Source organism: Ferruginibacter sp. SUN106 (assembly GCF_050611765.1).
In the GTDB taxonomy this organism is placed as follows: domain Bacteria; phylum Bacteroidota; class Bacteroidia; order Chitinophagales; family Chitinophagaceae; genus Ferruginibacter.
This window is the reverse complement of record NZ_JBODJC010000001.1, coordinates 1,000,178-1,023,581: the sequence shown is the minus strand read 5'-3', so window position 1 is coordinate 1,023,581 and position 23,404 is coordinate 1,000,178. Positions and strand designations below refer to the sequence as shown.

Below are 23,404 nucleotides of genomic sequence, written 5' to 3'. Positions count from 1 at the left end.
CACTTAAACTTTTTCGTAAGCTTCGGTATTCTCTAAAAGAAAATTATTAAACTCTGTTTTCAGTAACATAAACTGGCCCTGTGTATTTTCGATATTAACACTCAGCTGCCTTATCTTTTTTCCCATATCATGAATTTTGTATTCATCCTGCAAAAGCTTTTGTGCCTGTAGTATTTTATCCAGCTCAGCAATATTGTTACGTAATATTCCAATTATTTCATCTTCCATAATAAACCGGTTATGAAATACTTCAATTTTACCAAGCAATATTTTTTCAAAATTATTTTTTAAAATTTCAGAGATACGGTTTTTCAGGTGCACATTCTCTTCCATCATAAAAGAAAGCAATCTTTTAATGGCGCCAATCTCAAATTGTAATTGTTGTAATCTTAACTCGGGCATACTTCCTGTTTTAAAAACATAACGGATAATTATTCCAATGCACTTTAGTTGTGTTAACATAAAGATATACTTCGCTAATGTATAGAAAAGCAATTTTCATCACTGTGTGTGCTGACTTTCATCAATCATCCTCCATACCCCTCTTTAACATAATCAATAGCTGACAGGAATCATTTTAAAAGTTGATCGCCGGCATTTTACACTAACAGCAAATACACTTGTTTTGTTTACATCGTTTTATGCAATCACATGAAAATACTTTTATTGATACTGCTTGGTTTTATTGCGCTTACGGCTTTAATATCCGGGCTAATACTAATAAGCCATCCGGATGGGGGTATACTACAAATACAATTGAGTGTTCTAAGCAGTACACCGTTTAAAAATTTTCTTATCCCGGGCATTATTTTAACTATGGTTGTAGGCAGTATTAATTTATTAGCATTAATATGCTGTTTTATCAAATACCGTAAACGGTACAACTGGGCAATGGCAGGCGGCGTAGTGATATGTGGCTGGATTATTATACAAATGCTACTGATCAATACTATTCACTGGTTACAATTTGTATATCTCGGTGCAGGATTACTAGTAATACTGATTGCTTATCAACTAAAAGGCAAATGGGCTGTATAAACAATTTTTGTTTTCACCTTTCAATTTAATCACATGCTAAAATATTTTTTCGCTTTTATCATGCTCATTCATGGGCTTATTCATTGTATGGGTTTTGCAAAAGCATTTGGCTATGGCAATATCACTGCAATAACAAAAGCAATTTCAAAATCATGGGGCGCATTTTGGCTAATCACTGCGGTATTGTTTACAATTACAGCAATATTATGGGTATTAAAAAAAGAGAATTGGGCAATCATTGCTATTGCAGCAGTGGTACTATCGCAAATAGTTATTATCGCTTCGTGGAAAGATGCAAAATACGGTACCATTGCCAACCTCATCATTTTACTGGTAGCTATACCTGCACTTGCCAATATGTATTTTAATAATATGGTAAATAAAGAAGTAAAAACAGTATTTGCAAGAATACCACATTCCGATAACACCGTCATTACAGCATCAATGCTAACAGGCCTGCCACCGGTAATACAAAAATGGCTTACCCATTCAGGTGTTATTGGTAAGCAAAAAACAAATACTGTTCGTTTAAAACAAAAAGGCACATTAAAACTTAAACCCGATGGCAAATGGATGCCTTTTGAAGCCAGCCAGTATTTTACAATTGAAGCACCAGCTTTTGTGTGGAAAGTTGAGGTAGCCATGATGCCGCTGATAACATTGTATGGAAGAGATAAATTAGAAGAAGGGCAAGGAGAATTATTAATAAAAGCCTTATCAGTTTTTACTGTTGCGCAAGATGGCAATAATGACAAGGTCAATTCTGCCTCACTTATTCGTTTTCTTTCAGAAACAAGTTTTTTTCCTACTGCTGCTTTAAGCAATTATATCAAATGGGAAGCGATAGATTCTCTTTCTGCAAAAGCAACGATGACTTGTAACCACTACACCGTTTCGGGAATTTTTACCTTTACTGAAGCCGGTGATCTCGTTTCTTTTTCTGCCAACCGGTATTATGGCAGTAATGAAAAAGCTGGTGTAGAAAAATGGTTGGTCACCGTAACTGGCTATGCCAATTTTAATGGTATCCGCATTCCTTATAAGAACAAAGTAACCTGGCAATTAAAAACAGGCGACTTTACCTGGGCAGCTATTGAATTGACCGCACTGGAGTATAATATACCCGAAGTGTATCCATAAAAATCAATCGATCTTCTGCAGGTATTCCTTCTGGTATTGCCGGGGAGATTTTGCCACAATTTTTTTAAATACACGATTGAAACTAACTGCACTGCTGAATCCCGTATCGTATGCAACAGACGAAATACTATCAAAACTTCCGGCAGTTATTTTTTTACAGGCTTCGCTGATGCGGATCTCATTTAAAAAAACAATATAATTTTTCCCCGTTCTTTTTTTAAAATAACGGCAGAAAGCCTGTGGTGTCATGTAAGCAACAGCAGCCACCTCCTTTAGTTTAATATTTTCAGAATAGTGGCTCATCGTAAACTGGTATACATCATTCATACGAAGCCCCTCCAGGTCTGAAAAAGAAAATGCCGATGGAATGGTAGATAATTTCTCCCATTCTTTTATGCCCGACATCACATGCAGCATACGGATAAATGCAGCCAGCCGGAGCGCCTGTTTTGAATTTTTCACTTTCAGCATCTCTCCCGTAATTTTATTTTGTTTGCCCGAAGCCAGGTGCAATCCGTAATTGGTATTGTCCACAAATTTTTTAATCGCTTTTGATTCTGTAAGTTCAAGAATAGGTTTAAAAATGCCGTTGGGATTAAAAAAGAAAGTCAGGGAATGTGCCTGCTTTTTTCTGCGTTTATCAAAATACGCAGGGTCGCTTTTAAAAATATGCGGTTGATTGCCACCCAGTATATAAATATCCCCGGCTTTAAAAGGCTGCATATAATTACCTGCAATCAATGTGCCCTCCCCTTTTATCACCCAGGTGATCTGCGTTTCATTATGCCGGTGTAAATGATTGTAGAAATACGGCATCACATCTTCCTGCACAATTACAGCATGTTCTTTTGCAACCGGTATGGTAAACTGTATTACTTTCATCTTATCCAATATTATCACATTTTTCTTAAAAAAAGATAATTATGGTTAATATTGGTAAAATATTAGTCAAGTATTGCATTCTTTTTAATTACCGATACAAATAATTTTGACAAAAAAATATAGTATGCAAATAGATTGGAAAGGGGTATTCCCTGCAATTACAACCAAGTTTACTGAAGACGATAAACTGGACCTGCCGCTTTATACAAAGAATGTTGAAATCCAGATTAAAGCTGGTATCGATGGATTGATATTAGGCGGAACACTGGGTGAAGCCAGCGTATTAACCACACAGGAAAAAGAAATCCTGGTAAAACATACGGTTGAAATAGTTAACGGTAGAATACCCGTGTTACTTAATATAGCCGAAGGCTCAACAAGGGAAGCATTGCAACAAGCTGAGTATGCAAAGCAATGGGGTGCTAAAGGATTAATGATGCTGCCGCCAATGCGGTACAAAACTGATCACAGGGAAACGGTAAGTTATTTTAAAACTGTAGCCAACTCCACTGATCTGCCGATTATAGTGTATAACAATCCTGTTGATTATAAAACAGAAATAACATTAGATATGTTTGAAGAACTGATTGAGTGCAGTAATATCCAGGCCATAAAAGAATCTACCAGGGATGTATCCAATGTAACAAGAGTAAAAAATCGTTTTGGCAACAGGTTAAAAGTTTTATGTGGTATTGATACTATTGCTATGGAAGAAATGGTGATGGGTGCAGAAGGATGGGTTGGCGGATTGGTTTGTGCTTTTCCTGCTGAAACTGTTGCTATCTACCGCCTGGTAAAAGCAGGTAAAATTGAAGAAGCATTAAAAATACACCGCTGGTTTTTACCTTTGCTGGAGTTGGACCTTCATCCAAAGCTGGTACAATATATTAAACTGGCAGAAGCACAGGCAGGCATTGGTAGTGAATTTGTAAGAGCACCGAGATTAACGCTGGTGGGTGCTGAAAGAGAAGCAGTACTTAAAATAATTGATCATGGTATTGCCACAAGGCCGGTACTTCCTGATTATTTATCACTCTGACAGGCTTATAAAAATGAGTTCAACACGAATAAAAAACAGTTAACGCAACATAAATTAAAAACAATGGACCAGAGTACTATTAACCAGGTAATGTTGCAATCTGCAATGGCATTTGATCAATATAAAAAAACGAAGCCCTTTGAGAGGGCTTCGTTTTTAAAGTTAATCGCTATATGTATTGAGAAAAAAAGAGAAACGCTCGTACAGGTCGCTAATGAAGAAACGAACCTTCCGGCGGCAAGATTAAATGGCGAGATTGGCCGCACCACGGGACAGCTGAATATGTTTGCAGCCTTGCTTGAAGAAGGCAGCTGGGTTGAAGCAGTTATTGATACCGCAGATAATAACCGCACACCGCCCAAACCCGATACCAGGAAAATGCTTTTGCCAACAGGCCCTGTAATTGTATTTGGTGCCAGCAATTTTCCTTTTGCATTTTCTACCGCAGGGGGCGATACTGCAAGTGCATTAGCTGCCGGCTGTACTGTTGTTGTAAAAGGACATCCTGCACATCCCAAAACATCTTTATTGATTTATGAAGCAATAACTGAAGCGATTCAATTATCCAATATGCCTTTGCATACGCTGCAGCATGTAGTGGGAGAAGGTAATGATATTGGAAGAGATTTAGTCATCCATCCTAAAACTGCAGGTGTTGGGTTCACAGGTTCTTATAAAGGTGGAAAAGCATTGGTAGAATATGCAAGGCAAAGAGAAATTCCCATTCCTGTATTTGCAGAAATGAGCAGTATTAACCCGGTTGTTTTTCTGCCGGATACCATTGCCCAAAATACAGATACATTAGCACAGCAATTTGTGGCTTCATTAAACCTTGGTGCAGGGCAGTTTTGTACCAACCCGGGATTAATGTTGCTAATGGAATGCGATGCACTGAATAATTTTTTATCGAAAACTGAAGCGGTTATTGCTGCAGCTGTGCCACAAAAAATGTTGCACCAGGGTATTTACAATGCATACAATGCAGGGGTGGAAACGATGTTGCAGCAAAACAATATTACGCTGCTGGCACAATCTGCACAGCAACCGGCTGCAATGGAAGCACAGCCGGGTATAGCTAAAGTTACTGCAGCAGTTTTTTTACAAAACCCAAAACTGCACGAAGAAGTGTTTGGCCCTTATTCACTGGCCGTGGTTTGTAAAAACAAGGAAGAAATGATTGCTGTTTTATCTTCGTTAAAAGGGCAACTAACGGGAACCATTATGGGAACAGCAGTTGATTTTGAAAATTACCCGGATATTATAGAAGCGCAAACAAACCTTGCCGGAAGAGTTATTCTTAATGGGGCACCAACCGGGGTTGAAGTCTGCGCCAGCATGGTACATGGTGGACCCTACCCTGCTACAACCGACGGCAGGTTTACTTCTGTAGGTACTTCTGCAATTAAACGCTGGGTAAGGCCGGTTTGTTTTCAGAATTTTTACGACAAACTTTTACCTGGTCCATTACAAAACAGCAACCCATTAAGTATATGGCGTTTGGTAAATAACCAGTTTAGTAAAGACGCTATTCTTTAAAAATAAATTTTATCGTAGTACAATGAAGAAAACCTTTTTATGTGTAGATGCCCATACCTGTGGTAACCCGGTAAGATTAGTTGCCGGTGGTGGCCCGGTACTGGAAGGAAAAGACATGAGTGAAAAACGGCAGCATTTTCTAAGGGAATACGACTGGATAAGAAAAGGATTAATGTTTGAACCACGTGGCCATGATATGATGAGTGGCAGCATATTATTTCCCCCACACGATCCGCAGAATGATGTGGCAGTTTTATTTATTGAAACCAGTGGCTGTTTACCTATGTGTGGCCATGGTACTATCGGTACTATCACCATCGCTATTGAAGAAGGATTGATCATTCCGCATACACCAGGTATTGTAAGAATGGAAGCTCCTGCTGGCTTGGTAAACATCAGTTATAAACAAGAAGGCGGAAAAGTAAAATCAGTTAAACTGGTTAATGTACCGGCCTATCTTGCTGCAACGGAATTAACAGTAGATTGCCCCGACCTGGGCGAACTGGTAATTGATGTGTCTTACGGCGGCAATTTTTACGCTATTGTTGATGTACAAAAAAACTTTAAAGGCCTGGAGCATTATGCAGCTGATAAATTAATTGCCTGGGCAAGAGAATTGCGTAAACGCATAAACGAAAAATACGAATTTGTACATCCTGATGATTCAACTATTAATGGTTGCTCACATATCTTATGGACCGGTGCTGTACTGGATAAAACATCCACCGCAAGAAATGCAGTATTTTATGGCGATAAAGCTATCGACCGCTCTCCCTGTGGTACCGGTACTTCTGCAAGGATGGCACAATGGTATACAAAAGGGAAATTAAAAAAAGGCGATCAGTTTATTCATGAAAGTATAATCGGATCAAAATTTACCGGAACAATTGAAGAAGAAACAACAGTGAATGGCAAGCCTGCTATAAGGCCGGGCATTGAAGGTTGGGCAAAAATATATGGCTATAATACTATCTGGATCGACCCCGAGGATGATCCATATGCTTATGGCTTCCAGGTAATTTGATAAATGATACCAGGCTACAATAATTACCAGGTGAAGGCTTATGTTATTGGCGGAAGCTTTATTTTAATTAAGCAGTTTCCTGCACAATATTATTTATTGTAAAAACGCCATGTTGTTTTAAAATCTTTTTCAAGTGGCTGATCAATAAGGATAGCTCTTAACATTTCAATCGGTAAACTGTTTTCATGTAATACCGCATCATGGTATTGCATGTAGGTCATTTTATGTGTATCCACCAACTCTCTTTTTAATGCCATGAATTGTAATCCACCGATCATATAGGCGATCTGGTACAACGGCCCGTACCCTCCTGTAAATGAACGACGCACTTCACCTTCTGCATTGGCTCTTTCGTGGCCTACACGATCAACCAAAAAATCGATACACTGCTGTGGTGTCCATTTTCCCAAATGATAATTAAGAGAAAAAATAATTCTTGCACAACGATGCATGCGCCAGAATAACATACCTATTTTTTCTTCAGGTGTATTTGGGAATTTCATATCCCACAACAACATTTCCCAATACAGTGCATTCCCTTCTACCCAAAACGGCGTATCAAAATGACGATATGTTTTGTAACGGCTTGTCATGTATCCCTGCAAATGATGGCCTGCAATTAATTCATGGTGTACAGTAGCCCTTGAAAAACCGGGATTATTCCCTCTCATACTCATCATCTTCTCATCATAGGTCATAGTATTGGTAGGATAAGACACAATGAGTGACTCTCCTCCCAGGAAAAATGGGTTCACACGTTGCTGTTCCGGCGACATCATAAACATTGTCCAGTCTTCTTCTGCAAGTGGTGGAATAGTAACCAGCTTATTCTTTTTTAAAAAATCAACTGATTGGCTATACAGGTCAAACATCGCTTCCGGTTGTTTGCCCGGTGCAACAAAAGAATTTTTTACTTTTTCCTGTGCTGCTTTCCAGTTATCACCAAAGCCCATTTCACGTGATGCTTTAAGTAACTCCGCATCGCACCATGCAAATTCTTTATTGGCAATATCTACCAGGTCTTCAGGCGTATACGGAATGAATTCCATTTTCAATTGGCGCACCAGTTCATCATGTCCAATAGGATTACCAATAATACCGCTGCCATCATCTTTTTGTGAAGTGGTCAATCTGCCTTTCTTTTTTAGTGCTTGGGCATACACATTCAATAAACTATCAGTAGCGGTATATGTTTTTGGTACCCACCAGGTAAACATGGGATCGTAACCATTATAAAAATTATAGTAATTTTTTAATCCGCCTTTTAATGAATTGATTGCAGATGCTGCATACCTGGCTTGTTTAATTTCTATGCTATCCCCTGTTGCAAGTTTTTTAATAGCCGCAGTAATATCTTTATTGATATCGTTTAATTCTTTGGCAACCGACTCGCCGTTTACAGCAATGCCTCTGCGGCGTGGTTTTTCTAAAGTATAAATTCTTTCTCCAAATGTAAAGTATGGTGCTACCTGGTCGTACAATTTTTGCTGCTGTTGCAATTTGTATTGCTCATCTTCAATATCTTTTTTAAACAGCAGGTAATCTACTTTACCATTCACATTCATGTTTTTAAAATCTACCTTTTCAAGTTCTTTCAGGTAATCTGTGATAAGCTGCTGCAGATGTTGCCTGCATTCCGGTGAATTGTAATCGTTGTTTTGCCGCATCCACCATTCTCCCTCTGATACTTCAACAGCATAAAAACGTAGGACGCTGCTTTTGTCTGCATCGTACCTTATCATCATGTCGGCCATCTCACTGGTTTGAGCGTATAATGCTGATGTGGGAGATTTTTGTGCAATGATATGCGGAGATAATAAAAAGCACAGTACAATAACAAGAAGGCAATTTCTTTTCATACCTGTATAGTTAGTTGGTGGAATATTTAAATAAAATTATCAGTATTTAATTTTTTATTACTCTTGCCCCAAAAATTCTCCCCGCAGTTTTGCCATAGCTGGCCTCAATTTTTATAGTCACTTTTTCTTTACGTTCAATCAGCTCTCCGGGCAATGGATAAGTTCTGTAATAAAACTTTCCGGTGGTGCCGCCCTTTAATTCTTCTGTTGCAATTTTGCGACCGTCCACAATAATATCAAACTTACGGTCTTTATCATCACCAATATACGTGAGTAATAAACTGTTTCCGCCGCCTGCAGCATATTGTACTTTCATTTCAAAAGAAAAATAATTAGCTGCCCGGGCTTCTCTGCCGTTTACACCCATGGCATCGCTTACATAAGACCTTTCACTTGCTTTAAGGTTGTGGTCTCTTTCAGGTTGCATTTCGCCAATGCGGAAATTATCAATCGTCCTGGCTTCAATTTCTTTCTGTTCCTTTTTTTCTTTCTCATATTCTTCCTGCCGTGCTATCCATTGTTCATTGGTAAAATAATCCCAATACACACTGTAATATTCTTTATAGGTTTTGTAAAACGGGATCAGTTTTACATCAAAAGGTTTTCCTGTTCCCTTTGTTTCAAAACTCAATGATTCTCCTGCCACTGGTTTTATCCGGTCATTGATATTTCTGTTATCTGTCAACAAAACCGGAACGCCGGTCATTGGATCGGGCATAGTATTGCCCAATTGCCCCGCAAGCACCAACGGGCCATAAAGAAAAGCGATCCTGTTTGGATTATCCGGCATGCTTTCGGTATATACACTCATGGGCATTTTTAATTCTAACTTATCGCCATTTGCCCATTTTCTGTTAATTATAATAAAGCCATTTTCTTCCCCCGAAGGAAAAATACCGGTTCCGTTTACCCTAAAAGTAATACCACTTTTTGCCCACCATGGTTTACGCACTTTAATAGCAAATAGTTGTTCTTTTTTTGTACTAATAGTTAATGTAGCATTGCCTGCTTCAGGATAAGTAGTTTCCTGCTTAATAGTAACGCCTTTATCTTTCCAGCTCAGTACCGATGGAATAAAAAGATTCACATACAAACTCCCATCCTTTCCTTCATAATAAATGCCTTCGCCATATTTAGAATGATTTTCCATGCCACTACCTACGCAGCATGTAAAGGTGTTGAAGGAATCACTGAAAGATTTTTGTGTACCCATACGTAAGGGAACAAAATAACACATCATCCCTGTTTCAGGATTTTGAGATGACAGGATATGATTGTACAAAGCCCTTTCATAATAATCTCCCAATGCAGCATCCGGCTTCCACGAAAAAAGATGTCGTGTTAACTTCAGCATATTGTAGGTGTTGCAGGTTTCGCAGGTATTATCACTCAGGCGGTCATTCAGTTTATCTTCTTCGCCACAATATTCATAATTACTATTGCCGCCAATTACATAACTGTGGTGATGCACCATGGTTTCCCAAAAAAAACTTGCAATGGTTTTATCAGACACATTGCCTGTTAATTCATATTGCCTGGCGCTGCCGATAGCTTTGGGCACATTGGTGTTAGAATGTTTGCCGGGAAGTGGATCAACTTTTTGAGACAATGGTTTCATCACAAAATCATCGTAAAATTTATACGACAGGTCAAGGTATTTTTTTTCTCCTGTTACAGCGTACAGGTTAGCAAGAATATCATTCATGCCACCCCATTCGCAACGCAGCATTTTTTGTATTTGTTCGGCAGATAAATTTTTCAGTGTATTATCCACCCAATCTGCCATCCCTTTCACCACATGCAATGCTTTTTTATTGTCACATTGTAAATAAGCATCCAGCAAGCCCGCCATTAATTTATGTACCGTGTACCATGGGCTCCATCCGCCATTTAAATCAAAGCCGCCACTTTTTATTTCGCCTTTGGCAAGCTTTCCAAAAATAGAATCTTCATTGGGAATTGCACCTACGTAACCTGTTTTACGTGCTTGCTGGCAAAGTGCCAGTTCATCAACAATATAATCTACCTTCTGCCGCAATCTTTTATCACCAGTTGATGCGTACATCATGGCACAGGCAGAAAGATAATGTCCTAATGTATGGCCCGACAAACCTTCACTTTCCCATCCGCCATATACATCGCCTTTGGTTGGCAAGCCTGCATTTTTGTAAAAGCGATGCAGCAAACGATTGGGCTCCAGCAATAAAAGGTAGGCAGCATCTTTATCCATTGCATTTTTAAAAGGGCTGCCCTCAAGCAAACGAACATCTTTTATGTCAAAAGCATAAGCCTGTATATCGGTAACAGGCTTCACTTTCATTTTGTTGTAATTTTTTTCGGCAATGTAAGATTGCGCCTGTACGCTTGTTGCCGCAACCAGCAATAGTGATACAAAAAATAAAATATTTTTTTTCATTTTCCCTTTACTGAATATTTTAAAAAGCTATTGCACTATCCATTCATGAATGCCGGTAGCATTATCAACCGGTAATTGTACTTCCAGTTTTAAAGCGGTGGTGGTAACCGGTTCAAAATGTACCGTATCATAGTTGTCTTTGGTAACTGTATACGATGAGGTGTTTTTAACAGGCACCCATTCGCCGTCTTTTTTATAATACAATTTCCAGGATGCAGGAATGCGGCAACCTCCCCATGGGCTATCATCAAACCAATATACTTTTGATTCGGAAACAGTATACGTTGAATCAAAATCATACTGCACCCACTCTGTAGTATTTTTCTTTGGCCACCAATGCAAAAACGAAGCACTGGCATCTTTTGAATCAGCAGGCTCATACTGGTCGTTAAGTGAACGGAACATTCGTGGATTATTGATTGATGCAGACACTTTACTTTTTGAAGCAATGGTTGCAGCAGGCTTAGGCCTTGCTGCTGATGCATCATAAGGTATCCATACTTCCATTTCGGAAGGGCCACGGTTAGCCCATGCATAATACGGAATAGCCGTTACTTCCTGTGCTGATTGTATCAGTGCATCAGTATTTAATTGCCTTTTAGCAGAGAGGCCCTGCATTTTTAAAACAGCAATACCATTAAGCATACCCGATTTATATTCCGTTTGCACAGCGGCATTTTTATCTACTACAATATTCATTACTGCACTGTCTTTATTATCGGGACTTTCCAGGCAATATACAATGGGGCCCATCTGTAATGCAAACCTGTCTTTGTCCGATTTCACATTGCTGTTGGCAATTACTTTTTTAACATCCATTGGCAGGTCAAGCATTATTTTATCCCCTTTATTCCAGCTACGCTTTATAACAGCATAACCTTTTTCCATTTCGTACTTTATGGGTTTACCATTTAGTAAGATAGTAGCAACTGCTGCTGACTGATCGATATCCGAATATAAATTGCCGGGTGAAGGTTGGTTTACTGCCCATCCGGGTATACGTATGCGTACAGTAAATAAAGCACTTTTATCAGGCTGAATAGTGATTTCATTTTTACCCTGCCATGGATAATTGGTATTTTGTATGATAGTAATTTTTGCAGCAGGTATTTTTATTGTTGAAGTACTGCCAACAAAAAGATTTACATACAGGTCATTTTTATCCTGCGCATAAATATAACCGGGCATGGAAGGAAGAAACCTGGTCATATTAGAAATGCAACAGGCACAATCGTGCCATGCACTGCGCTGATGCTGCCCCATTGACGCCAAAGGGTTAGGATAAAAAAAATGATCGCCGCTAAGCGAAACACCCGAAAGCAAACCGTTGTATAAAGTGCGTTCCATTACATCGATGTATTTAGCATCGCCATGTAATAAAAACATGCGGCTATTCCAATATACATTGGCTATAGCCGCACAGGTTTCTGCATAGGCACTCATGTTAGGCAGGTCGTACGCATCGCCAAAAGCTTCGCCATTATTGGTTGCGCCAATACCACCTGTGATATAAATTTTTTTATCCACCACGTCATGCCATATATCATCAATGGCAGCTAAATATTCTTTGTCGCCTGTAAGTGCTGCAATATCTGCCATGCCGGTGTACATGTAGGTTGCCCTTACTGCGTGCCCAACAGCAGTGTGCTGCTCAATTACTTTGATATGAGATTGACTATACTCCTGGTTAAGATGACCTGGTGTGCCTCTCAGATCCAAAAAAAACTTAGCCAGCTCCAGGTATTCCTTTTTTCCGGTTACCCTGTATAATTTACCAAGCCCGGTTTCAATGATCTGGTGACCGGGAAATTTTTCTTCTTTACCCCAACCAAATGTTTTTACCAGCAGATCGGCATTTTTTATGGCAATATTAAGCAGGTTCTTTTTGCCTGTTGCCCTGTAATGCGCCACAGCAGCTTCATACAAATGCCCCACATCATATAATTCATGGCTCAGGTCTTCTTCTTTTTCCCAGCGCTTTGCACCCATCCATTCGTGTGGTTTGGAATTGTGCATGGTACGGAAAGTGTACAGGTAGCCATCTTTTTCCTGTGCAGCAGCAATATAGCTGATCAACGTATCCAGGTATTTTTCCAATCCAGCATCAGGCTTTGCCTGCAGGCTGTAAGAGGCGCCTTCGATTACTTTGTACACATCACTTTCATCAAAAGTGTACGTGGTGTTCTTATCATCCTTTAATGTTCCCGCCGCACGAAAGAAATTATCTATACGGCCTGTCTTTTTACATTGTTGCAGGGTATACGGTATCGTTACATCGGCATTTACTTTTATTTTTGGTGCCCAGAAATTATCCGTTACATGCACCTGTGTAAAAGCAACCGGCTGAATGGGATAGTCATTTTTTAACTGCGCTGCAGCCGGATCGGCAATAAACATGAGCACAAGCATTCCTATTGCAACTATGCAAAAAATAATTTTATTCTTAAACCATTTATACGCTTTCATTATTTTAATTTTATTCGCCGGCTAAGGAAATGAATATAGAGGAGTAACATATTTACACCACTTGCCTCCAATTAAAAACTGCTCTTCAAAACTATAAGAGGATGCCCAGTAAGAGCAATCCTTATTTAGCTGATTATTAACTAATATTAACCCATTTTAAAACAAGAAGGTGTTTCAAGGATAAAATAAGTTAATTATTCTTTTCTGATTCATTAAATCATACTAATTGCTAAAATAGAAAAGTGGTATAAGAAAAAAAATCCCTGCAATAATTTCACCACCTGGTTTATATGGCGTAACGGGCACAACAAAAAATTAGTCTTTACAGCACGATGTTACCCGTGTAAGCACACATTATTGCCTTATTAAATTACTAAGTATAACTATATAGCCAAAAGCCTGGTGCAAGATTATAAACCAGACCGGTACGATACGCTTAAGTGTTATTATATAATATTTTTCAATCTGAAGAGGACTCAGAGGAAATCAACCAACCATTTGTAAAAGGAGACTTGCCGGTGGCATTCTACATAAAAAAAGAGGTTGTTTTTAAACAACCTCTTTCTGCGGACCGGACGGGACTCGAACCCGCGACCTCTGCCGTGACAGGGCAGCATTCTAACCAACTGAACTACCGATCCTACTACCCAAGTGTGGAATGCAAAATCAGGAATTGACCTGCCTTCTTTTTTCGGGAGTGCAAAGATAGGTTTTTGATTTTCTCCTTCCAAAACTTTTATTAAAATATTGTAATCCCTAATTTTACACTCTATCTTACAATAAGAAAAACCTTTTGCCAGTAAACGAATTGTAAACCAAACCGCATAAACTTACATGCCAGAGCTTAAAAACAGACAGTTCCTAGATTTTGAAAAGCCCATAAAGGACCTGTACGACCAGATAGCATTACAAAAAGAGAGTGCAGAAAAAAATAAAAAGCTGGACCTCAGCGAAACGATACAGCAGCTGGAGAACCTGATTGTAGAGACAAAAAGAGAATTAACATCAAGCCTTACCCCATGGCAGCGGGTACAACTGAGCCGGCATCCCGACAGGCCTTATACCCTGAAGTACATTGATAAAATGTGTACTAATTTTATTGAACTACATGGCGACAGGAACGTGAAAGATGATAAAGCCATGGTAGGTGGTTTTGCCCAGCTGGATGGAGAAACTGTGATGATCATTGGCCAGCAAAAAGGTATCAATACCAAGATGCGGCAGCTGAGGAATTTTGGTATGGCTAACCCGGAGGGCTATAGAAAAGCTTTACGGCTGATGCGCCTGGCTGAGAAATTCAATAAACCTATTATCACTTTAATAGATACTCCCGGTGCTTATCCCGGCCTGGAAGCTGAGGAAAGAGGCCAGGGCGAGGCCATTGCCCGTAATATTTACGAAATGATACGTCTGAAAGTGCCCGTAATATGCGTTATCATTGGCGAAGGCGCCAGTGGTGGAGCCTTAGGTATTGGTGTGGGCGACAAGGTTTTTATGCTGGAGAACACCTGGTACACCGTTATTTCCCCCGAAAGCTGTAGTAGTATCTTGTGGCGTACCTGGGATAAAAAAGAAACTGCCGCCGATCAATTGAAGTTAACCGGCGAAAATATGTTGCAATTTGGCCTGGTGGATGGTGTTATACCTGAACCGTTGGGTGGCAGCCACTGGGATTATGATGAGGCCGGACAAATTCTAAAAAATTATTTATTACCGGTTATTGCCGAACTTAAAAAAATTCCGGCACAGGAAAGAATAAACCAACGGATCGAGAAATTTGGGAAGATGGGATTCTGGGATGAGTAGTAACTGCAACATTCTTAATAAATTCATCAAGAGGCCATTAACGGCCTCTTTTTTATTGACACCCTGTTAAATACTAAGTTTCAATCACTTGCAATAATCAAGTAACTTTGATTTAAACATTTGCTTTTATGCTTAAAGTTGGCGTTATTGGTGCAGGACATCTGGGTAAATTTCATTTAAACAATTGGGCCGAAATTGAAGGCGTACAGTTGATAGGCTTTTGTGATACCGACGATGCAAATGCCAGGCTGGTAAGTGAAAAATATAATTTACCCCGCTATGATTCTGTTGAAAAATTAATTGATGATTGCGATGCATTAGACATTGTAGCCCCCACCAGTTTTCATTTTGAACTATGCGAAGCTGCTATAAAAAAAGGGAAACATGTATTTGTAGAAAAGCCATTGGCCAATACCATGGACGAAGCAAGGGCATTAGTAAAACTAGCTAAGGAAGCCAATATCAAATTCCAGGTAGGGCATGTGGAAAGATTTAACCCCGCCTTTTTAGCCTTGCAGGAATATAGCCTTCAGCCAATGTTTATTGAAGTGCACCGCCTGGCACAATTTAATCCACGAGGTACTGATGTAAGTGTAATACTGGACCTGATGATACATGACATTGATATTATTTTAAGCCTTGTAAAAAGTAATGTGAATTATATCAGTGCCAACGGAGTTTCTGTAATGAGCGACACACCTGATATTGCTAACGTAAGAATTGAGTTTGACAATGGTTGTGTGGCTAATCTTACCAGCAGCAGGATATCGATGAAGAAGATGCGTAAGATGCGCCTGTTTCAAAAAGATGCTTACATTGGTATCGACTTTTTAGAAAAGAAAACAGAGATCATTAAACTGAATACCCCGGGAGATAAAAATGTTTTTACTTTTGATATAGAAACTAACAGCGGTAAAAAAACGATTGCTATTGCCAATCCCAACGTACCGGAAGTAAATGCCATTAAAATGGAGCTGGAAGAATTCAGGAATGCTATATTGAATAACACCAACACACCTGTGAGTGTGGTAGATGGATTCAGGGCAATGGATGTGGCACACCAGATTTTAGAAAAGATCAGCAAAGCAAACCATAGCTGATGCATGTAACGCAATAATTCTCAACCCTTTTATCTTTATTTGAAGCAGTTCAGGATACATATTGGATGGTATGCCGCAGGCGATTTTATCGCAGCGGTAATAGCTTGGGTAATTTTTTATTTCGTAAGAAAAGAAATTATCGGCGAAGCTTTTTTAGTGGGACATAAATTTTACCTGGGGTTAATTTTATATCCGCTTGCATGGATCATTTTATACCATCTTGCAGGAAGCTATAATAATATCTATCACAAATCGAGGCTGCTGGAATTATTAAACACTTTTAATCATTCTTTTGCAGGCAGCATCATTATACTTTTTCTTTTTTTATTGTACGATGCCACCGGCGATTACAATATCTATTATAAAGAATTTCTTTCACTGCTGGGTATACAGGTTTTTATTACCTATACCATCAGGGTATTTTTTTTAAAGAAAGTAAAAACACAGCTTGAAAATGGCACGGTATTCTTCAATACCCTTATTGTTGGGTCCAGCAATAATGCACTTGACCTGTATAAATCAATCACTGATAATAAAGAAAAAACTGGTTACAGGATTACGGGATTTGTAAATACTAATGGTAACAATGGCTCGCAATTGCCAGCCGCCATAATAAATTTTGGCAGTACAGAAAACCTGGTGCAGGTAATTACCGATAACAATATTGAAGAAGTAATTATTGCTGTAGAAAAAAAAGAAAGAGAAAAAATTGAAAAAGTATTACAGCAACTGAGCGATAAAAATGTAAACATAAAAATCACTCCCGATACAGTGGATATTTTAACTGGTGCTGTTCAAACTAATAACGTACTGGGTGTACCACTGATCGATTTACACTCCGGGCTGCTTAGCTCCTGGCAGCAAAACATAAAACGTTTACTGGATATTGCAATAGCATTGCTTTCAAGCATCATCCTTTCTCCATTAATAATTTTTACTGCTTTACGGGTCATCACTTCTTCTAAAGGTGCCTTATTTTTTTTACAGGAAAGAATCGGTTACAAAGGCAAGCCTTTTATCATGTATAAGTTTCGCAGCATGCAGGAAGGCGCTGAAAAAAACGGTCCTCAGTTAAGCTTTGATGACGACCCCAGGATAACCCGGTGGGGCAGGGTAATGCGCAAATGGCGGCTGGATGAATTACCGCAATTATGGAACATCATTAAAGGCGAGATGAGTTTGGTAGGCCCCAGGCCGGAAAGAAAATTTTATATTGATCAGATCATTCAGCAACACCCCGAATATAATTATCTTTTTAAAGTAAAGCCGGGCCTCAGCAGCTGGGGCATGGTAAAATTTGGCTATGCCTCCTCGGTAAGCGAAATGATAGAACGCATGCCTTACGATCTGATGTATGTAGAAAATGTCTCTCTTGCCCTCGATTTTAAGATCATGCTACATACAATAAAAATCATATTCAGCGGCAAAGGAAAATAAGCAATAGACAATCAGCAATTGGCAACCGGAACCTTATAACTGTTAAACCCCAACTTTTAGTGATAAAGTTCTCTCTAATGCACTGATTTGTTTATTTTTGAAGAAACCATTTTGTATTGAAGAAGATATTAGCTTTAGTAATAGTTTCTTATTGCCTGGTGCCAATTGCCTGGTGCCAATTGCCCTCCTACTGGCAGCAACAGGTAAATTATAAAATTGATGTTACCCTGAACGACGCCGATAATACATTAGACGGTTTTGTAAAGATGGATTACATCAACAATTCGCCGGATACACTTTATTTTATCTGGATACACCTCTGGCCCAATGCTTATAAAAATGACCGCACAGCATTCAGCGATCAGCAACTTGAAAATGGCAGCACCGCATTTTATTTTGCTGATAACGATAAACATGGTTATATCAACCGGCTCAATTTTCGTGTGAATTCTATTACTGCAAAAACAGAAGATCATCCGCAACACCAGGACATCATTAAATTAATTTTACCAACGCCGCTGGCACCTAAAAACAGTTGCAAAATAGAAACACCATTTCATGTAAAGCTGCCTTATAATTTTTCCAGAGGCGGCCATGTTGAGCAAGCTTACCAGGCCACACAATGGTATCCCAAACCGGCAGTGTACGACCGCAAAGGCTGGCATCCTATTCCCTACTTAGACCAGGGTGAATTTTACAGTGAGTTTGGAAATTATGAAGTACAAATAACATTGCCTGAAAATTATGTGGTAGCAGCTACCGGTGATTTGCAGGAGCAAGATGAAAAAAACTGGCTGAAAGCCCGTAAAGCTTTTTATATCGATAAAAAAGAAAAAAAGAAAATCACAATAACTTCCGTTAAAGAACCCGTTGTTGCTTCTTCAAAAAAAACAAAAACGCTTCATTACCTGCAAAATAATGTACACGACTTTGCATGGTTTGCTGATAAAACATTTTCTGTTAAAACTGATGCTTTACAATTGCCCTCCGGAAGAATAATAACAGTGAATATTTTTTATTACGCAATTAATGAAACCATCTGGGCCAATAGTATTGCATTAACCAAACAGGCAATACTTACAAAAAGTAAATGGCTGGGCGAATACCCCTACAATGTTGTAAGTGTTGTTGATGGTGGCAATGGTGGCGGAATGGAATATCCAACCATCACTTTATTAGATGCCGGAGGCAGCGAAAAAATGCTCGACTTTGTTATTAACCACGAAGTAGGCCACAACTGGTTTTATGGCATACTGGCCAGCAACGAACGCCTGCATCCCTGGATGGATGAAGGCATGAACACGTATTATGATAACCGTTATGCATTGCAGCAATACGGCAATACTTCATTGGACTTACAGGTTAAACCTGCATTTATAAAAAACAGGTTGCCGGCCGATATAGAGCCCAGTGTTTTACAGGCGCTGACCAATGCCAAAAAAGATCAGCCTATAGCTACTGCCTCAGAAAATTTTAATGTAGCGAATTACAATATGGTAGCGTATACCAAAACCGGGCAATGGATGAAGTTGCTGGAAAACACATCAGGCCGGCAGGTATTTGATAGTTGCATGAAAGAATATTATCACCGCTGGAGTTTTAAACATCCTTATCCTGAAGATTTTAAAAAAGTATTAGAGGAAGTAAGTGGTAAAAATTTAGATTCCGCATTTTCTTTGTTAAATACAAAAGGAAGCATTGTAAAAAATAATACTAAAAAGGATATCCGCTTTGCTTTTTTATTTAATGCCAGGGAAAGCAATAAGCACCATTACATTTCTTTTTTACCAGCAGTGGGTTATAATTTTTATGATAAATTAATGCTGGGTGGTATATTCCATAATTATACTTTTCCTGCCAGTAAATTTCAATTTGTAGCAGCACCTTTGTATTCTTCTAAAAGCAAAAGAATAAATGGCATTGGGCGAATAAGTTACAGTTGGTTCCCTGGTAATAAAGGGCAGAAAGCCGAGTTATCAGTTTCTGGTGCATCTTTCAATGGCGATACTTTTACAGACTCCACTGCAAAACTGAATTATTTATACTTTTCAAAAATTGTTCCTTCCCTCAAATTCGTATTTGCTAATAAAAACCCGAGGAGCCGTGTTACAAAATTTGTACAATGGAAAACTTTTCTCATTAATGAGCAACAGTTGCTGTTTACCAGAGATGATATCAGGCAGATCGATATTATCACCTACCCTGTTAAATCAAGGTATATAAACCAGCTGCAGTTTGTATTAGAAAATAACAGGGCATTATATCCTTACAAAGGCAATCTCAGTATAGACCAGGGCGATGGTTTTGTACGCACTGCATTTACCGGCAATTATTTTTTCAACTATGCCAAAGGTGGTGGAATGAATATGAGGATTTTTGCAGGCAAATTCTTTTATACAGGTGATAAAACTTTTATCAAACAATTTGAAACCGATCCTTATCACCTGAATATGACCGGGCCAAAAGGTTATGAAGATTATACCTACAGCAATTATTTTTTCGGCCGTAATGAATTCGATAAATTTTCTGCTCAACAGATCATGGCTCGTGATGGCGCTTTTAAAGTGAGAACCGATTTGTTAAGTAATAAAATCGGCAAAACAGACGACTGGCTTGCTGCCGCCAACTTTACAACTGATATACCTAAAAATATCAACCCCTTGCAAATGCTACCGGTAAAAATTCCATTAAAGGCATTTTTAGATATTGGTACTTATGCCGAAGCATGGCAAAAAAATGCAGTTACCGGCCGCTTTGTTTACGATGCAGGGCTGCAATTATCTTTATTTAAAAATGTACTCAATGTATACTTCCCGCTTTTATACAGCAAAGTATACAAGGATTATTTTTTATCTACCATTCCGGAAAAAAGATTTGTAAAGACAATTTCCTTCAGTATCGATATTCAAAATGTATCATTGAGAAAATTAATACCTCAAATTCCTTTTTGATGGAAAGCATTCAATATCTTTTACATCAGCAGATCGATAAAAAAAAATGGGACCAGTGTATTGATAACTCAGCCAACGGGCTTATTTATGGATATTCCTTTTATTTAGATACCATGGCAAAACAATGGGATGCTCTTGTATTGAATGATTACGAGGCGGTAATGCCATTAACGTTTAATACCAAATACAGCATTAACTATTTGTATCAACCTCCCTTTACTGCTGCCCTGGGTATGTTTGGTAATAATATTACAGCAGATTTATTAAATAAATTCCTTTCAGCCATCCCGGAAAAATTTAAATACTGGGATATCTATTTTAACCATGGAAATTATTTTACCCTGTCTGGTTTTTCATTGTATGAGCGGATGAATTATATATTACACCTCAATTCAACGTACGAAGATCTTTATAGTAAGTTCAAAGAATCCACACAACGCAACATAAAAAAATTCGCACAGCTTAAAGGCGAAATAAAAAAAGATATTCCTGTGCCGGAGGTGATAACCTTATCAAAACAACAAACCGGAGCATTTGCTACACTTGATGATGATGATTTCAAACGCATCAGCAACCTGTACAATTTATTGCATCAGCAACATAAAGCTGTTACCTATGGTGCTTACAGTAATCAGCAACTGGTAGCTTCAGCAGCATTTTTTATTGATCAGGCAAGGGCTTATTATATACTGGTAGGTAATCACCCGGATGGAAAAACTGTTGGCGCATCTCATGCATTGATCAATGCATTTATAAAAGATCATGCCGGGCAAAATTTATTACTTGATTTTGAGGGGAGTGATATCCGGTCACTGGCATTTTTCTATAGCAGCTTTGGTGCAATGGAAGAAAAGTGTTGCGGTATTAAATTAAACAGGCTGCCCCGTTTACTTAAATTTTTAAAAAAATAATTGTTATTGGTTACCGGCGATGATCTGTTCTGCCACAATAAGATCGGCAGGCTTTGTAATTTTAAAATTATCATCCTCACCTTCTACCAGGTGAATCCTTAATCCAAATGCTTCCACAACAGTAGCTTCATCTGTAAATTTATCTTTGTAATCAATATTAAAAGCGGGCAATAAAATTTTGCTATGAAAAGTTTGTGGTGTTTGCACCAGCTTAACACTGTTTCGTTCTACAGCAGCGTTATCTTCGCCAGTAACAATACGTATACTGTCTTTACTATCAATAACAGGTATAGCCGATCCGAATTCAATAGCAGCATCGTAGCAGCGTTTAATAAGGTCACTACTTACCAAACAACGTACGGCATCGTGTACAAATACAATACATTCTTCTTTAATTAAACGCAGGCCATTCTGTACTGAATGAAATCTTGTGCGGCCACCAGTAGTAATTTTAATACGGCTGTAATCAAAAAAAGCATCTATAATTTCCTGTCCCGCTGCAACATACTCTTCTGGTAAAACTAAAACGATCTGCATATCATCATACGATTGTAAAAAAGTATTGATGGTATAGTATACAATCGGCTTGTGATTTAATAATAAGAATTGCTTAGGCACCGTATTGTTCATCCTGGTTCCGGTACCACCGGCTACAATAACTGCAACCTTTTTTAACTGAATTGTATTTTCTTCCATTATAAAATGAGTACTTAAATTAATGAGTACACAAAAATACGATAGGATTCTTAGATAAAATAAATTGCTTCAACGCAAACTAGTCGTGGTATATTTTTACATAATCTTCTCCATCGCTATTTCTCATACCACGATACATACCTGCACTGTTTAATACCATTGCAACATTTCCGGCTGCATCCACACCAATCATTCCGCCTTCACCATCCATCTTTGGTAATTTATTATTCACTACTTCATCCATCGCTTCCTGCAAGCTCAGGCCTTTATATTCCATCAGGCAGCTTACGTCATGTGCTGCTACCGCACGAATGAACGGCTCGCCATGGCCGGTGCAGCTTATGCCGCAGGTTTTATTATTAGCATATGTGCCGCAGCCAATTAAAGGGCTATCGCCAATACGGCCATATTTTTTATTGGTCATACCACCGGTACTTGTTGCTGCTGCAATATTGCCATCACCATCGCATGCTACTGCACCAACGGTACCAAATTTTTTATCTTTAAATAATTCTTCCAACCCCTGGTGTGTATGATCGAGAGAATAATTATCGCTGTCTCTTATCGCTTTCCACTGATCGTACCTGAACTGTGAAAAGAAAAATTCATCTGGCTCTAATTTGATGCCTTGTTTAATTGCAAAATCATTGGCCCCTTTTCCACTTAAAAAAACATGATTACTGTTAAGCATTACTTCTGCAGCAAGCTCTATAGGGTTACGGACATTACGCACTGCTGCCACTGCACCGGCAGTAAGGTCTTTACCATTCATTATTGCAGCGTCCATTTCCTGTACGCCCTTCTTTGTAAATACCGAACCACGGCCGGCATTAAACATCAGGTTATCTTCCAGTATTACTATGGCGGCTTTTACCGCATTCACTGCTGTACCACCTTCTTCCAATACGGCATAGCCTGCACTTAATGCATCATTAAGTCCTTTTAAATAAGCTGCCTCCAGCTCTGGTGTCATATCTTCTTTTAAAATAGTTCCGGCTCCGCCGTGAATTGCAATCGATAACTTTTGCATACGTGTTGGTGGGTATTAGTTGTATGCTCAAAAGTATTTAATTTACTGCCATAAAACTTCTACAATTTTTAAC

The 23,404-nt window shown here is 38.8% G+C and carries 16 protein-coding genes, 1 tRNA gene and 1 pseudogene; 10 read left to right on the top strand and 8 right to left on the bottom strand.

Features of this window, described 5'->3' with window-relative positions; all coding sequences use genetic code 11:
• Positions 1-3 precede the first annotated feature (3 nt).
• Complete coding sequence (locus ACQ334_RS04220) at positions 4-402, bottom strand: hypothetical protein (protein WP_430986916.1); 399 nt, start codon at positions 400-402, stop codon at positions 4-6.
• A 249-nt stretch (positions 403-651) separates the two neighbouring features.
• On the opposite strand from ACQ334_RS04220, the gene ACQ334_RS04215 reads away from it, so the two are divergent.
• Both ACQ334_RS04215 and ACQ334_RS04210 read left to right on the top strand, forming a co-directional pair.
• Complete coding sequence (locus ACQ334_RS04215; RefSeq protein WP_430986915.1) at positions 652-1,038, top strand: hypothetical protein; 387 nt, start codon at positions 652-654, stop codon at positions 1,036-1,038.
• Between the two features lie 33 nt (positions 1,039-1,071).
• The gene (locus tag ACQ334_RS04210) at positions 1,072-2,178 is read left to right on the top strand and encodes a DUF6544 family protein (protein WP_430986914.1); all 1,107 of its coding nucleotides are present in this window, start codon (positions 1,072-1,074) and stop codon (positions 2,176-2,178) included.
• Between the two features lie 3 nt (positions 2,179-2,181).
• Here ACQ334_RS04210 and ACQ334_RS04205 read toward each other — a convergent pair whose 3' ends face one another.
• Positions 2,182-3,060: an AraC family transcriptional regulator gene (locus ACQ334_RS04205; protein WP_430986913.1), complete on the bottom strand. Its 879-nt coding sequence runs from the start codon at positions 3,058-3,060 to the stop codon at positions 2,182-2,184.
• 124 nt (positions 3,061-3,184) lie between these two features.
• Between ACQ334_RS04205 and ACQ334_RS04200 the strand changes: the two genes are divergently transcribed.
• From ACQ334_RS04200 to ACQ334_RS04190, 3 genes and pseudogenes are all read left to right on the top strand, one after another.
• On the top strand, positions 3,185-4,099 hold the full coding sequence (locus ACQ334_RS04200) for a dihydrodipicolinate synthase family protein (RefSeq protein ID WP_430986912.1): 915 nt from the start codon (positions 3,185-3,187) through the stop codon (positions 4,097-4,099).
• Between the two features lie 60 nt (positions 4,100-4,159).
• Positions 4,160-5,635: pseudogene (locus tag ACQ334_RS04195) on the top strand (aldehyde dehydrogenase (NADP(+))); the annotation flags it as partial.
• Positions 5,636-5,657: 22 nt separating this feature from the next.
• On the top strand, positions 5,658-6,659 hold the full coding sequence (locus ACQ334_RS04190) for a 4-hydroxyproline epimerase (RefSeq protein WP_430986911.1): 1,002 nt from the start codon (positions 5,658-5,660) through the stop codon (positions 6,657-6,659).
• A gap of 89 nt (positions 6,660-6,748) precedes the next feature.
• On the opposite strand, the gene ACQ334_RS04185 is transcribed toward ACQ334_RS04190, so the two are convergent.
• The 4 genes from ACQ334_RS04185 to ACQ334_RS04170 form a co-directional block, all read right to left on the bottom strand.
• Complete coding sequence (locus ACQ334_RS04185; RefSeq protein ID WP_430986910.1) at positions 6,749-8,518, bottom strand: DUF885 family protein; 1,770 nt, start codon at positions 8,516-8,518, stop codon at positions 6,749-6,751.
• Positions 8,519-8,564: 46 nt separating this feature from the next.
• Positions 8,565-10,934 (bottom strand): beta-L-arabinofuranosidase domain-containing protein, encoded by a 2,370-nt coding sequence (locus ACQ334_RS04180; RefSeq protein WP_430986909.1) that lies wholly within the window; start codon positions 10,932-10,934, stop codon positions 8,565-8,567.
• Positions 10,935-10,961: 27 nt separating this feature from the next.
• Positions 10,962-13,400, bottom strand: coding sequence for a glycoside hydrolase family 127 protein (locus ACQ334_RS04175; protein ID WP_430986908.1), 2,439 nt, complete (start codon positions 13,398-13,400; stop codon positions 10,962-10,964).
• Positions 13,401-13,967: 567 nt separating this feature from the next.
• Positions 13,968-14,041: transfer RNA gene (locus ACQ334_RS04170), tRNA-Asp, on the bottom strand.
• 193 nt (positions 14,042-14,234) lie between these two features.
• On the opposite strand from ACQ334_RS04170, the gene ACQ334_RS04165 reads away from it, so the two are divergent.
• The 5 genes from ACQ334_RS04165 to ACQ334_RS04145 all read left to right on the top strand — a co-directional run bounded on the left by ACQ334_RS04165 (position 14,235) and on the right by ACQ334_RS04145 (position 21,605).
• The gene (locus ACQ334_RS04165; RefSeq protein ID WP_430986907.1) at positions 14,235-15,206 is read left to right on the top strand and encodes an acetyl-CoA carboxylase carboxyltransferase subunit alpha; all 972 of its coding nucleotides are present in this window, start codon (positions 14,235-14,237) and stop codon (positions 15,204-15,206) included.
• A 128-nt stretch (positions 15,207-15,334) separates the two neighbouring features.
• Entirely contained in the window at positions 15,335-16,306 is a 972-nt protein-coding gene (locus tag ACQ334_RS04160; RefSeq protein WP_430986906.1) for a Gfo/Idh/MocA family protein, read from the top strand.
• 39 nt (positions 16,307-16,345) lie between these two features.
• Positions 16,346-17,743, top strand: coding sequence for a sugar transferase (locus ACQ334_RS04155; RefSeq protein WP_430986905.1), 1,398 nt, complete (start codon positions 16,346-16,348; stop codon positions 17,741-17,743).
• Positions 17,744-17,859: 116 nt separating this feature from the next.
• Positions 17,860-20,694: a M1 family metallopeptidase gene (locus ACQ334_RS04150; protein ID WP_430986904.1), complete on the top strand. Its 2,835-nt coding sequence runs from the start codon at positions 17,860-17,862 to the stop codon at positions 20,692-20,694.
• Positions 20,694-21,605: a hypothetical protein gene (locus tag ACQ334_RS04145; protein ID WP_430986903.1), complete on the top strand. Its 912-nt coding sequence runs from the start codon at positions 20,694-20,696 to the stop codon at positions 21,603-21,605. The genes ACQ334_RS04150 and ACQ334_RS04145 overlap by 1 nt, the downstream gene beginning before the upstream one ends.
• 3 nt (positions 21,606-21,608) lie before the next feature.
• Here ACQ334_RS04145 and ACQ334_RS04140 read toward each other — a convergent pair whose 3' ends face one another.
• Entirely contained in the window at positions 21,609-22,301 is a 693-nt protein-coding gene (locus tag ACQ334_RS04140; protein ID WP_430986902.1) for a 2-C-methyl-D-erythritol 4-phosphate cytidylyltransferase, read from the bottom strand.
• 79 nt (positions 22,302-22,380) lie between these two features.
• Positions 22,381-23,331, bottom strand: a complete 951-nt coding sequence (locus ACQ334_RS04135) for an isoaspartyl peptidase/L-asparaginase family protein (RefSeq protein ID WP_430986901.1) — start codon at positions 23,329-23,331, stop codon at positions 22,381-22,383.
• Between the last annotated feature and the right edge of the window lie 73 nt (positions 23,332-23,404).